General features: G+C 70.9%; 14 protein-coding genes. 11 read left to right on the top strand and 3 right to left on the bottom strand.

All coding sequences use genetic code 11. The features are described from left to right. Nucleotides 1-2: 2 nt before the first annotated feature. A complete protein-coding gene (gene rbfA, locus QE359_RS14360) occupies nucleotides 3-452 on the top strand; it encodes a 30S ribosome-binding factor RbfA (RefSeq protein WP_229085022.1) in 450 nt (149 codons plus the stop codon). Nucleotides 453-461: 9 nt separating this feature from the next. Here rbfA and QE359_RS14355 read toward each other — a convergent pair whose 3' ends face one another. After that, nucleotides 462-1,373: an A/G-specific adenine glycosylase gene (locus QE359_RS14355; protein ID WP_070416267.1), complete on the bottom strand. Its 912-nt coding sequence runs from the start codon at nucleotides 1,371-1,373 to the stop codon at nucleotides 462-464. Between the two features lie 52 nt (nucleotides 1,374-1,425). Between QE359_RS14355 and QE359_RS14350 the strand changes: the two genes are divergently transcribed. The 5 genes from QE359_RS14350 (at nucleotide 1,426) to QE359_RS14330 (ending at nucleotide 4,697) form a co-directional block, all read left to right on the top strand. Next, the gene (locus QE359_RS14350; RefSeq protein WP_092386977.1) at nucleotides 1,426-1,872 is read left to right on the top strand and encodes a hypothetical protein; all 447 of its coding nucleotides are present in this window, start codon (nucleotides 1,426-1,428) and stop codon (nucleotides 1,870-1,872) included. 28 nt (nucleotides 1,873-1,900) lie between these two features. Continuing rightward, entirely contained in the window at nucleotides 1,901-2,842 is a 942-nt protein-coding gene (gene truB, locus QE359_RS14345) for a tRNA pseudouridine(55) synthase TruB (protein WP_309779684.1), read from the top strand. Continuing rightward, nucleotides 2,839-3,204, top strand: coding sequence for a hypothetical protein (locus QE359_RS14340; RefSeq protein WP_070416264.1), 366 nt, complete (start codon nucleotides 2,839-2,841; stop codon nucleotides 3,202-3,204). The genes truB and QE359_RS14340 overlap by 4 nt, the downstream gene beginning before the upstream one ends. Before the next feature lie 78 nt (nucleotides 3,205-3,282). Next, nucleotides 3,283-3,726, top strand: a complete 444-nt coding sequence (locus tag QE359_RS14335) for a hypothetical protein (protein WP_070416263.1) — start codon at nucleotides 3,283-3,285, stop codon at nucleotides 3,724-3,726. Nucleotides 3,727-3,734: 8 nt separating this feature from the next. Beyond that, nucleotides 3,735-4,697, top strand: coding sequence for a bifunctional riboflavin kinase/FAD synthetase (locus QE359_RS14330; RefSeq protein WP_070416262.1), 963 nt, complete (start codon nucleotides 3,735-3,737; stop codon nucleotides 4,695-4,697). A 160-nt stretch (nucleotides 4,698-4,857) separates the two neighbouring features. On the opposite strand, the gene QE359_RS14325 is transcribed toward QE359_RS14330, so the two are convergent. Then, nucleotides 4,858-6,090 carry a DUF349 domain-containing protein gene (locus tag QE359_RS14325; protein ID WP_309779683.1) on the bottom strand — a complete coding sequence of 411 codons (1,233 nt, stop codon included), beginning with the start codon at nucleotides 6,088-6,090 and terminating at the stop codon, nucleotides 4,858-4,860. Nucleotides 6,091-6,203: 113 nt separating this feature from the next. Next, nucleotides 6,204-7,019, bottom strand: coding sequence for a peptidylprolyl isomerase (locus QE359_RS14320; protein ID WP_309779682.1), 816 nt, complete (start codon nucleotides 7,017-7,019; stop codon nucleotides 6,204-6,206). Nucleotides 7,020-7,147: 128 nt separating this feature from the next. Between QE359_RS14320 and QE359_RS14315 the strand changes: the two genes are divergently transcribed. From QE359_RS14315 to ruvX, 5 genes are all read left to right on the top strand, one after another. Then, nucleotides 7,148-8,524 (top strand): replication-associated recombination protein A, encoded by a 1,377-nt coding sequence (locus QE359_RS14315; protein WP_031261054.1) that lies wholly within the window; start codon nucleotides 7,148-7,150, stop codon nucleotides 8,522-8,524. 241 nt (nucleotides 8,525-8,765) lie between these two features. After that, entirely contained in the window at nucleotides 8,766-9,395 is a 630-nt protein-coding gene (rpsD, locus tag QE359_RS14310; RefSeq protein ID WP_058726527.1) for a 30S ribosomal protein S4, read from the top strand. Between the two features lie 130 nt (nucleotides 9,396-9,525). After that, on the top strand, nucleotides 9,526-9,708 hold the full coding sequence (locus QE359_RS14305) for a hypothetical protein (protein ID WP_070416260.1): 183 nt from the start codon (nucleotides 9,526-9,528) through the stop codon (nucleotides 9,706-9,708). Nucleotides 9,709-9,752: 44 nt separating this feature from the next. After that, the gene (alaS, locus tag QE359_RS14300; protein ID WP_309779681.1) at nucleotides 9,753-12,410 is read left to right on the top strand and encodes an alanine--tRNA ligase; all 2,658 of its coding nucleotides are present in this window, start codon (nucleotides 9,753-9,755) and stop codon (nucleotides 12,408-12,410) included. Next, nucleotides 12,410-12,862 (top strand): Holliday junction resolvase RuvX, encoded by a 453-nt coding sequence (gene ruvX / locus QE359_RS14295; RefSeq protein ID WP_092386988.1) that lies wholly within the window; start codon nucleotides 12,410-12,412, stop codon nucleotides 12,860-12,862. The genes alaS and ruvX overlap by 1 nt, the downstream gene beginning before the upstream one ends. The last annotated feature ends 20 nt before the right edge of the window (nucleotides 12,863-12,882 follow it).

The following is a 12,882-nucleotide window of genomic DNA, read 5'->3' as shown; positions in this document are numbered from 1 at the left end:
CCATGGCCGATCCGCAGCGCGCACGCAAGATGGCGGACCGCATCAAGGAAGTCGTCGCACGCCGACTCGACAAGGGCCTTCGCGACCCGCGACTCGGGTTCGTGACGATCACCGATGTCCGTGTGACCGGTGACCTGCAGCACGCGTCGATCTTCTACACCGTGTACGGCACCGACGAGGAGCGTGCCGACTCCGCCGCGGCGCTCAAGGCCGCGACCGGGATGCTCCGGTCCGAGGTCGGCAAGAACATCACCGCTCGTCTGACCCCGTCGCTCGAGTTCATCGCCGACGCCCTGCCGGAGACCTCGGCGCACATGGAGGACCTGCTCGTGCAGGCCCAGGTGCGCGACGAGCAGGTCCGTGCAGCCGCGGCCGGCGCGACCTACGCCGGCGACGCCGACCCGTACAAGCACGACGAGGACGAGGACGACGCCGACGCGGCGCGCGCCTGACCCGTCCGATCAGCCCTCGGGCAACCGGTAGCCGCTCGCGTCGTCCCCGACGGCCAGTCCGTCGCGCAGGAGCGACGCGAGCGCCCGGTCCCGCTGCTCGGCGTCGGGCCACACCGGTTCGATCTCGTCGCGCGTGACGGGGACGTCGCTCGCGCGGAGCTCCGCCATGATGAGCCCGCGCACCTGCCGGTCGCTGCCGGCGAACTTCGCCTGCTTCGGTGCGCGTGGGCCCTCGTGCTCCGGGTAGCCGGCGGCCCGCCACGCACAGCGGTCGGCGATCGGGCACGCGTCGCACGCGGGGGAGCGGGCGACGCAGACGAGCGCACCGAGCTCCATCACCGCGGCGTTCGTCGCTGCGGCGTCGTCACGGTCGTCCGGCAGCACCGACTCCATCAGCGGGAGGTCCTGCTTCGCTTTCGCCGGGCCCGGTTCGCCCTGGCCGAGCAGGGCGCGGGCGAGGACGCGCCGGACGTTCACGTCGACGACGGGGTGCCGGTCGCCGTACGCGAACACGGCGACCGCCCGGGCCGTGTAGTCCCCGATCCCGGGGAGCGCGAGCAGCGCGTCCACGTCCCGGGGCACCACGTTGTCGTGCTGCTCGGCGATCGCCGTCGCGGCCGCGTGCAGCGCGAGCGCCCGTCTCGGGTAGCCGAGCCGGTCCCAGGCACGCACCGCGTCCGCCGGGGGTGAGGCCGCGAGGTCCGCAGGCGTCGGCCAGCGGGTGAGCCATGCCTCCAGGCGGGGCACGACGCGCGCGACCTGGGTCTGCTGCAGCATGATCTCGCTGACCAGCGTGCCCCACGCGGGGAACCCGGGGCGCCGCCACGGCAGGTCGCGCGCCTCGGCGCGGAACCACGCGATGAGCGGCGTCGCGATGTCCGTTCCTCGGGTCGCGTCCTGTGGACGGGTCGGGTTGTCCACATTCGGACTGGAGGTACGACTCACGTTCACCACGACAGCCTACGGTGGGTGCATGGCACGTTGGGCACCCCAGGAGACCGACACCATGGCCGCGATCGCGGCCGAGGTGATCGCACAGGTCGGCACGAACCGGACGGTCGTCGGCATCGACGGACAGGACGGCGTCGACCTCGAACGCGTGGCCTCCGGGCTCGTCGACGGCTTCCAGCAGCACGGGGTGTCCGCGATGGCCGCCGCCGCACCGTCGAGCGACGTCGACGCGTTGCGGGCCGACCTCGTCGCGCCGTTCCGGTCCACCGGCGAGGGCCCCGGCATCCTCGTGGTGCACGGACACGGGGTGCTGGCGCACGGTGCCCACCGACTCTGGCGCTGGTCGCTGTGGGTGGAGCAGGAGTCCGGGCGCCTCGAACGCCGCGCGGACGTCAAGATCGCCGCGTCCGCGGTGCTGGACGTCACCGACCCCGAGCACCCGCGTCGCGAGTGGAACGACGCCTGCTGAGTCGCCGGAGCGCTGGTAATCTCCTCTGGTGCTCGAAACCGCGCCCGACGGCATCCTCCTCGTCGACAAGCCGCAGGGGATCTCCAGCCACCGGGTCGTCTCCATCGCCCGACGTCGGCTCGGCCTGAAGAAGGTCGGCCACGCCGGCACGCTCGACCCGATGGCGACCGGCCTGCTCCTGCTCGGGATCGGTCCGTCGACCCGGCTCCTGACGCACCTCGTCGGACTCGGCAAGACCTACACCGCCACGATCCGTCTCGGGGTCTCGACCGACTCGGACGACGCCGACGGGACCCCCACCGCAGCCGTGGGCACGTCCTCGGCGGACGTGTCCGAGGCCGCGGTCGAGCGGGCCGTCGCCGCGCAGCGCGGACAGATCTCGCAGGTGCCGTCGACCGTCAGCGCCATCAAGGTCGGCGGCCGCCGCGCCTACGACCTCGCGCGCAAGGGTGAAGCGGTCGTCCTGCAGTCCCGGACCGTGACGGTGTCGCGGTTCGACGTCACCGGCCGGGGCGACCGCGTCGTCTCGGTCGACGGCGAGGACGTGGCCGTGATCGACCTCGACGTGGTCGTGTCGTGCTCGTCCGGCACCTACGTGCGCGCGCTGGCCCGTGACGTCGGCGCCGCACTCGGCACCGGCGCACACCTCACCGCGCTCCGCCGCACCGAGATCGGCCCCTTCAGCGTCGACGACGCGATCGACCTCGAGGACGAGTCCGTCGATGTCCGGGCCGCACTCGCCCGACCGGTCGACGTCGCCCGCACCCTGTTCCCGTCCGTGCCGCTCGACCCGGCCGCGGCGAAGGACCTCGCCGACGGCAAGCGCGTCGCGGCGGACCACCCGGACACCGACGGCCCGGTCGCGGCCGTCGCCACCGAGGGGGACCGGCTCGTCGGGCTCGTCTCGGTGCGACGCGGACTGCTGCGCGTCATCACCAACTTCCCGACGGCATCGGGGGTGGGCGCGTGATCGAGTGGTTCATGTGGGTGCAGCTCGTCATCGCCGTGCTCGCCGGGCTCTTCGCGGTCGTCGTGGGGTTCATCGGTTGGAAGCCGAACGACTACACGGTCGGGTCGCTCGCGCTCATCGAGCTGCTGCTCCTCGCCCAGGGTGTGATCTCCCTCGTCCTGCCGGCCACGGGCAGCCCGCCGGTCGGCAACGCACTCGAGTTCGGTGTGTACGCCGTCTCGGTGCTCCTCGTCCCGCCGGCGACCATCGTCTGGGCGCTCATCGACCGGACGAAGTGGAGCACGGTGGTCCTCGGGGCCGGTGCGTTCACGGTCGCGGTGATGGTCTACCGGATGTACCAGATCTGGTTCGCCCTGAACTGACCCGCTCGCGTGCCCCGGCGACTGCGCGTTCGTCGTGGTGCGTCATCGTGGCCGCCCGCCGTCGGTAGAATCGGTGCAATGGCGACCAGATCCTCCCTCGCGACCGGCATCGGCCGCGTCCTCATCGCCGTCTACGGCATCCTCGCGCTGGCAGCGACGGGACGCAGCGTCGTGCAGATCATCGAGAAGTTCTCGTTCGCACCGTTCGCGTACACCCTCAGCGCCGTCGCCGCGGTCGTGTACATCGTCGCGATGATCGCCCTCATCGTGCCGGGTCGGTTCTGGTACCGCGTGGCCTGCGTCACGATCGTCTTCGAGATGACCGGCGTGCTCGTGATCGGCACGCTGTCGCTCTTCGACCGGCAGCTGTTCCCCGACGACACCATCTGGTCGTACTACGGCATGGGCTACGCCTTCGCGCCGCTGGTGCTGCCGGTGGCCGGACTCTGGTGGCTCCGCAAGCACCACCGCACCGCCACCGCGACCGAGACGACCCCGTCCGCCGTACCGGCCGGCGAGTAGGGACCGACGTGCAGTACTACGACGACACCGCCGACGTGGCGCAGGGCTTCGGGCCGAGTGCGGTCACCATCGGGAAGTTCGACGGGGTCCACGTCGGGCACCGTGCGGTCATCGCGCACCTCGAGCGTGCGGCGCGCGAGCACGGCCTCGTGTCCACGGTCGTGACGTTCGACCGCCACCCGCTCGACGTGATCGACCCCGACAAGGTGCCGCCCGCCCTGACGAGCATCGCCCAGCGGCGCGAGCTGCTCGACGACGTCGGGGTCGACGCCACCCTGCTGCTCCGGTTCGACCACGAGCTCCAGTCGAAGGCGCCGGAGGCCTTCGTGTCGGAGATCCTCGTCGACACCCTGCACGCCCAGCTCGTGTTCGTCGGCAGCGACTTCCGGTTCGGGGCGAAGGGCGCCGGCGACGTCGCCCTCCTGCGCGAGCTGGGGGAGCAGCACGGCTTCACCGTCGAGCTCATCGACGACGTCGACCTGGTCGACGACGTCCGGCCGGACGGCGAGCGACGGGTGTCCTCGACGTGGATCCGCGAGCTCCTCGGGGACGGCCGCGTCGCCGAGGCCGCGCGCCTGCTCGGCCGGGAACACGCGGTGCGGAGCGTCGTCGTGCACGGGAACGAGCGCGGTCGGGCGATGGGCTACCCGACGGCGAACCTCGACCCGGCGTCCGAGGGCTTCGTCCCCGCCGACGGCGTCTACGCCGCACGGGTGCTGCACGACGGCACGGTGTACCCGGCTGCAGTCTCCGTCGGCAACAACCCGACGTTCGAGGGCGTGCCGGCGAAGCAGATCGAGGCGCACCTGCTCGACGTGGACATCGACCTCTACGGCGACACGATCTCGGTGCTGTTCGTCTCGTACGTGCGGGGCATGGTGAAGTTCGACTCGATGGACGAGCTCGCCGAACAGATGCGGCAGGACGACCGCGACATCCGGACGCTGCTGGGGCTCCCCGCCGTCGTCTGACCCCGTTGTCGCAGTGTGCGAGGTTCCGGCCTCGGTGCGAGGGCATCCGCGTCCCACGGTGCGCGGGACCTCGCACACTGCGGACGTTCCCCAAGCCCTGCGACCGACGACGAAGCCCCCGCGACCGAACGGTCGCGGGGGCTTCGTCGTAGGGAGCGGATCAGCCGCCGAGGGCGTCGAGCCAGATCTTGCGGGCGTCGAGCGCTTCCTGCGCATCCTTGATCTTGCGGGCGTCGCCCGAGGCCTGGGCATCGGCGAGCTCCGCTTCGAGCTTGCCGATCGCGTCCTCGAGCTGGCTCGCGAGACCGGTCTGACGGGCCTTGCGCTCCGGGTCGGACGCCTTCCAGTGCTCGTCCTCGAGGCTGCGCACGTGGTCCTCGACCGCGCGGAGACGGTCCTCGATGCGCCGGACGTCACCGCGGGGGACCTTGCCGATCTCGTCCCACCGACGCTGGATGCCCGTCAGGGTCTTGCGTGCGGCAGCCCGGTCGGTGACCTTCAGGAGCGGCTCGGCCTCGGTCAGGAGGGCCTGCTTCGCTTCGAGGTTCGCCGAGTACTCGACGTTCTCGGCGGCGGCTTCGGCGTGGCGCTGCTCGAACAGCACGTCACCCGCGGCCTTGAAGCGTGCCCAGAGTGCGTCGTCGTGCCGCTTGCCGGCCCGCCCCGCGCCCTTCCAGTCGTCGAGCAGTTCGCGGTACGCCGGGATCGCGTCGGACCCGCGGGGAGCGAGCGCCTCGGCCTGCTGGACGAGCTCCTGCTTGCGGTTGCGGGCGTCACGGTGCTGGGCGTCGAGCTCGGAGTAGAACGCGCGACGGTGCTGGTCGACGGTCGAGCGGGCCGCGCGGAAACGCTTCCAGAGCTCGTTCGCCTCGTTCTTGGGGATGCGGGGGCCGTCGTGCTGGTGCTGCTGCCACCGCGCGAAGACGTCGTCGAGCTGCGCGGTGATCTGCTTCCACTGCGCCCGTGCCGGGTCGACCGCGGCGAGGGCCTCGGCTTCTTCCACCAGGGCGGTGCGGTGCGCCAGGGCGTCCGCGAGGGCCTGCTGTGCCTGCTCCGCCTGCTCCTTCGTCAGGGAGCCGAGCTGCTCGGTCAGGGCGGCGACGCGGGTCTCGAGCGACTTGAGGTCGCCGACGACCCGGGCCTCGGCCACGAGGGCCTGCAGGTGCTCCACCGTGCGGGCGACGTCGTTCGCCGAGGCACCACGCTGGACACGCTGCTCGGCGATCTTCACCTGCCCCTCGAGGTCGGCGTACTTCCGCGCGAAGTAGGCGAGGGCTTCGTCGGGTGTCGCGTCCGGGTACTCACCGACGGCTTTCTCGGTGTCCTCGTACCGGACGTACACCGTCCCGGTCTCGTCGACCCGCCCCCAGGTCGTTGCTTCGTCAGGTCCCACAGGTCTCGCCTCGATCGTGGTCGTGCATCACCGACGTCGCCGTCGGCACGGTCAGGTCGTCAGCCTATTGCACGGAGAGCATCTGCGACCCGCCGGGTCGGCGCGCCTGTGGACTACTTCTCCTGCTCGATCGTCGCGCCGGTGATCTTCGTCGCCACCTTCGGCTCGCCGGTGCCGTCGCTGCCGGGGGAGGAGATGCCCTTCGACGTGATCTTCGACTCGAGTTCGTCGAGGCCGCTGGTGACCTTCCCGACGACGGTGTAGCCGCCGGTGGAGCCGTCCAACGTGGTGTCGCCGTAGACGATGAAGAACTGAGTCGTCTGCGAGTACGCCGACGAACTGCGGGCGATCGCGATGGTGCCCTTGGTGTACTTGCCGTCGCTCGGGACGTTCTCGAGCGGACCGTACTGGAACCCGGCGTCACCCGTGCCGTCGCCGTTCGCGGAGCCGCACTGCAGGAACTCGAACCCGGTGCTGTCGGCGAGTCGGTGGCAGGTGGTGCCGTTGTAGAACTGCTCCTGGATGAGCTTGATCTCGACGCTCGCGGCCTGGGGTGCCTTCTCGCCGTCCAGCTCGATGCCGAGCTTCACGTCCTTGTTCAGGGTGAGCGATCCGGTCCAGGTGGAGTCCTTCGCGATGGACTTGCTCGGGACGTCGCCCGTGTTCGCGGCGGTGGCACTCGCGGACGGGGTCGGTGTCGCGGTCGCGGAGGCACTCGCGCTCGCGTCCGCCCCGCCACCCTGCGACCCGGCGAAGGCGAGCTGCGAACCGGTCGCCAACGCCGCGACGAGGACGAGGACACCGGCGCCGACGACGTTGTCCCGCACCCGGCGGCGCCGCTGCCGTTCGTGCAGGCCCTGCCGTGCCGTGTAGAGGCGGAGGCGCTCGCGCGCCTCCCGGTTGTCACGCGCCTGGTTCTTCGGTGCCACGGTGCTGGTCGTACCTCTCGTCGAGTGTGCGACGAGCGTACTGTAAACGGCCCTGTCGGAGGCCTGGAGGCACGCCCCTGTCGGTGGGTCGGCCTACGATTGGTCACATGGCAGCGGACCGTTCGGGCATGCGTGCGCCCACCACCGGCGGTCGCGCCGGGCTGGCGCAGGGGTCCGTCCCGCTCGCGGTGCGGATGCGGCCGACCAGCCTCGACGAGGTCGCCGGCCAGCAGCACCTGCTCGGCCGCGGCAGTCCCCTCGTGCAACTCGCGACGGGCACGCGCGAGAACCCCGGCGGCGTCTCGGTGATCCTCTGGGGACCGCCCGGCACCGGCAAGACGACGCTGGCGCAGGCGATCGCGCGGCAGTCCGGTCGCGAGTTCGTCGAGCTGTCGGCCGTGACCGCCGGCGTGAAGGACGTGCGCGAGGTCATGGAGAAGGCGCTCACGCACCGCGACCTCTACGGATCGACCACGGTCCTCTTCCTCGACGAGATCCACCGCTTCAGCAAGGCCCAGCAGGACGCCCTGCTGCCCGGCGTCGAGAACGGTTGGGTCATCCTCATCGCGGCGACGACCGAGAACCCGTCGTTCTCGGTCATCTCGCCGCTGCTGTCCCGCTCCCTGCTGCTCACGCTCAAGCCCCTCACCGACGAGGACCTCGGCATGCTCGTCGACCGCGCGGTCGAGGACCCGCGGGGTCTCGGCGGATCGGTCGTCCTCGGCGACGAGGCCCGCAGCGCCATCGTGCGGCTGTCCTCCGGCGACGCCCGTCGGGCACTCACCGCGCTCGAGGCCGCGGCGTCCTCGGCCGTCGCGGCGCAGGCCGACGACGACGCGGACGGGACCCTCGACGGCGTCGACACGGTCCCGGTCGTCGACGCCGACACCGTCGCCGCAGCGGTCGATCGGGCACTGCTCCGCTACGACCGCCAGGGCGACGAGCACTACGACGTCATCAGCGCGTTCATCAAGTCGGTCCGGGGGAGCGACGTCGACGCCGCACTCCACTACCTGGCGCGCATGATCGAGGCGGGCGAGGACCCGCGGTTCATCGCCCGTCGCATCATCATCTCGGCGTCCGAGGACATCGGCATGGCCGATCCGCAGGCCCTGCCCATCGCCGTCGCGGCCGCACAGGCCGTCCAGCTCATCGGCATGCCCGAGGGTCGGATCCCCCTGGCCGAGGCGGTCGTCTACCTGGCGACCGCACCGAAGTCGAACGCCGCCTACAACGGGGTGAACGCCGCGATCGCCGACGTCAAGGCCGGGCGGCTCGGGGTCGTGCCGATGCACCTCCGCGACGCGCACTACCCCGGCGCGAAGCGGCTCGGCCACGGCAAGGGCTACGTCTACTCGCACGACGCCGAGCACGGTGTCGCCGAGCAGCAGTACCTGCCCGACGCGCTCGAGGGCACCGAGTACTACACCCCGACGGCGAACGGCTTCGAGCGCGAGGTCGGGCCCCGACTCGAGCGACTCCGGAAGATCACCCGCGGCGAGTAGTGGCCGCCCCGAGTTCCTGCTAGCATTGCCGGGCCTACGTCCTGGTCCTCGAGCACGGCTGCGTCGAGGACAGAGTGCCACTCCGGTGGTACGGGGGCAGAGGTTCGGACTGTAGCCGTCCGATCCCACAGGCTCATCCCTCTGGATCCCGTCGTCGGGACCGATCCCTTCCGTGTGTCTCGTTGCCCACGGTCGGACGGATCCCCTCGAGTCATTCAGTTCAGACAGAGAAAAGGACCCTGTGTCTACCAAGTCACGTACCCGCAGCAAGACCCGCCTCTCGCGCGCGCTCGGCATCCCGCTGACGCCGAAGGCGGCCCGTTACCTCGAGAAGCGCCCCTACGGCCCCGGTGAGCACGGCCGCACCCGCCGTCGTGCGGACAGCGACTACGCCGTCCGCCTCCGTGAGAAGCAGCGTCTGCGCGCCCAGTACGGCATCCGCGAGAAGCAGCTCCGCATCGTCTTCGAAGAGGCCCGCAAGACGAAGGGCCTGACCGGTGAGAACCTGGTCGAGCTCCTCGAGCAGCGCCTCGACGCCCTCGTGCTCCGTGCCGGCTTCGCCCGCACCACCGCGCAGGCGCGTCAGCTGATCGTGCACCGTCACATCCTGGTCGACGGCAAGCTCGTCGACCGTCCGTCCTTCCGCGTGAAGGAGGGGCAGCTCATCCACGTGAAGCAGCGCTCCGAGTCCCTCGAGCCCTTCCAGGTCGCCGCCGCCGGTGGGCACCAGGAAGTCCTGCCGAAGGTCCCGGGCTACCTCGAGGTCGAGATCGACAAGCTCCAGGCCCGCCTGGTCCGTCGCCCGAAGCGCGCCGAGGTCCCCGTGACCTGTGAAGTGCAGCTCGTCGTCGAGTACTACGCAGCTCGCTGATCCACTGATCACACCCGAACGGCGGGTCGTCCTCTCACGAGGGCGGCCCGCCGTTCGGCGTCGGTGGCCGGTGTCGTCGGTAAGATCGTCTGGGCACGCACCGCTCGCGTGCACGAGAGGGAGAGGCACCGTGAAGCAGCTGTTCTTCGTCGCCGTCGGCGTCGTCATCGGGTTCGCCGTCGCGCACAAGGTCGCGAACACCCCCGGTGGCGCGCGGTTCTTCGCCGACGTGAACGCTCGCGCGGAAGCCTTCCGTGGTGCCGTCGCCGAGGGCTACCGCTCTCGCGAGGCCGAGCTCCGCACCGACGTCTGACCGACGACCCCTCCCACGCACACGACCTGAAACCAGGAAGCACCATGCAGACCGCAGAGATCCGCCGCCGTTGGCTCCAGTTCTTCGGTGACCGCGGCCACACCGTCGTCCCGTCCGCCTCGCTCGTCTCGGACGACCCCTCGCTCCTGTTCACGGTCGCCGGCATGGTGCCGTTCATCCCGTACCTGACCGGGCTCGTCCCCGCGCCGTACCCCCGCGCCACGAGCGTCCAGAAGTGCATCCGCACGAACGACATCGAAGAGGTCGGCAAGACCCCGCGGCACGGCACGTTCTTCCAGATGAACGGCAACTTCTCGTTCGGCGACTACTTCAAGGAGCAGGCGATCGAGTACGCCTGGCAGTTCCTGACGACGCCCGAGCCGGACGGTGGGCTCGGCTTCTCGCCCGACGACCTCTGGGTCACCGTGTACGAGGACGACGACGAGGCGATCGCCTTCTGGAAGCAGCACTCCTCGCTCCCCGACGAGCGGATCCAGCGGCTCGGCAAGGACACCAACTACTGGTCGACCGGGCAGCCCGGGCCGGCGGGCCCCTGCTCCGAGATCTTCTTCGACCGGGGTCCGGAGTACGGCATCGACGGCGGTCCGGCGACCGACGACGACCGCTACGTCGAGATCTGGAACCTGGTGTTCATGCAGTACCAGATCGCCGACGTCCGTTCGAAGTACGACTTCGAGATCACGGGCGAGCTGCCGAACAAGAACATCGACACCGGCATGGGGCTCGAGCGCGTCGCCTTCATCAAGCAGGGCGTCGACAACATGTACGAGATCGACCAGGTGCGCCCGGTCCTCGACGAGGCGGCGGCGATCTCCGGTCGTCGGTACGGCGCCGTGCACGAGGACGACGTCCGCATGCGCGTCATCGCGGACCACGTCCGGTCGGCGCTCATGCTCATCGCCGACGGCGTCTCCCCGTCGAACGAGGGCCGCGGCTACATCCTCCGCCGCCTGCTCCGCCGCACCGTGCGCGCGATGCGCCTGCTCGGCGTCGAGGGTGCGACCTTCCCCCGGCTCTTCCCCGCGTCCCGCGACGCCATGCGCGACGCCTACCCCGAGGTCTTCAGCGACTACGACCGCATCGCGCGCATCGCCTACGCGGAAGAGGAGACCTTCCTCCGCACGCTCGCGCAGGGCACGACGATCCTCGACGTCGCGGTCGAGCGTGCGAAGCAGGACGGCGCGCCCGCGATCGGCGGGGACACGGCGTTCCTCCTGCACGACACCTTCGGCTTCCCGATCGACCTCACGATGGAGATGGCCGAGGAAGCCGGCGTCCAGGTCGACCGGTCCGCGTTCGAGACCCTGATGTCCGAGCAGCGGGCGCGGGCGAAGGCGGACGCCAAGAGCAAGAAGACCGCACTCGCCGACCTCAGCGTCTACAGCGCGTTCCGGGCGAAGGGCGAGACCGTCTTCCTCGGCTACGACGCGCTCGAGGCCGAGACGAACATCCTCGGCATCATCGTGGACGGCGTGAGCGTCGACCGTGCGGTCGCGGGCGACATCGCCGAGGTCATCCTCGGCGAGACCTCCCTCTACGCCGAGTCCGGTGGTCAGGACGCCGACCAGGGCTCGATCGTCGGCAACGGCTTCGACCTCGAGGTGCTCGACGTCCAGCGTCCCGTCGCCGGTCTGTGGAGCCACACGGTCCAGGTGCGCTCGGGCGAGGTCGGTGTCGGTGCGCCGGCGACGACCGTGGTCGACGCCGAGTACCGCCGCGGTGCGACCCAGGCGCACTCCGCGACGCACCTCGTGAACGCCGCACTGCGCGACATCCTCGGCCCGGAGGCGCTCCAGGCCGGCTCGTACAACAAGTCGGGCTACATGCGGCTCGACTTCTCGTGGTCGCAGCCGGTCTCGCTCGAGACCCGTTCCGAGATCGAGGAGGTCGTGAACACCGCGATCCGCTCCGACCTCGAGGTCTCGACGCGCGTGCTCCCGCTCGACGAGGCCAAGTCGCTCGGCGCGCAGGCGCTGTTCGGCGAGAAGTACGGCTCCGAGGTCCGCATGGTCGACATCGGCGGCCCGTGGTCCCGTGAACTCTGCGGTGGCACGCACGTGGCGTCCAGCGCCCAGGTCGGGCTCGTCAACCTCGTGGGGGAGTCGAGCGTCGGTTCGACCAACCGCCGCGTCGAGGCGCTCGTCGGGCTCGAGGGCTTCCGCGACCTCGCCGTCGAGCGCACCATCGTGTCCCAGCTGTCGAGCGCGCTCAAGGCCCCCCGAGAGGACCTGCCGACCCGCGTGCAGTCCCTGATGGAGGACCTCCGGACGGCGCAGAAGCGCGTCGCCGAGTTCGAGTCCGCCAACCTCCAGCAGCGCGTCCCGGCGATCGCACGCCAGGCGACGTCGGTGGGCGCGACGACCGTCGTGGCCGAGTCCGTCCAGGGACTCCAGTCCGGTGACGACCTCCGCGCGCTCGCGACCGGTGTCCGCAGCCAGCTCGGCGACGGTGCCGCCGTCGTGGTCCTCGGCGCGGTCATCAACGACAAGCCGGTGGTCATCGTCGCGACGAACGACGCCGCCCGCGCCGCCGGTGTGCAGGCGGGACCGCTCGCGAAGGAAGCCGCCGGCGTCCTCGGTGGTGGTGGCGGCGGCAAGCCGGACCTCGCGCAGGGCGGTGGCACCGACGCGTCCGCGCTCCCGGCAGCCCTCCGCGCGGTCACCGACCGGCTCGCGGCCTGATCGTGGCGATCCGTTCCGGGCGCCGGCTCGGCGTCGACGTCGGCCGCGCCCGGATCGGGGTCGCCGTGTGCGATCGCGATGGGCTCCTCGCGACGCCCGTCGAGACCGTCGCCCGGCACGACGCCACGGACGTCCGGCGGATCCTCGAGATCGCGGAGGAGTACGACGTCCTCGAGATCGTCGTCGGGCTGCCGCTCTCGATGTCGGGCGGGGACACCCCGTCCACGGCGGACGCCCGGGAGTTCGCCGGGCGCCTGGCGGAACACCGTCCGGTGCGTCTGGTCGACGAACGACTCTCGACCGTGACGGCCCAGCGCGGCCTGCACCAGGCCGGCAAGAACACGAAGAAGTCCCGCGCCGTGATCGACCAAGCGGCCGCTGTTATCATTCTGCAACACGCGCTCGACCACGAGCGTGCGGCCAGTGCCCCACCCGGGGCCACGCTCCCCTGAAACTGCGGACCACCGCAGTG

The sequence above is a fragment of the Curtobacterium sp. SORGH_AS_0776 genome (genome assembly GCF_031453355.1).
Lineage (GTDB): Bacteria > Actinomycetota > Actinomycetes > Actinomycetales > Microbacteriaceae > Curtobacterium.
Note: the sequence above shows the minus strand (reverse complement) of the source record. Positions and strands in the feature narration are given on the sequence as shown.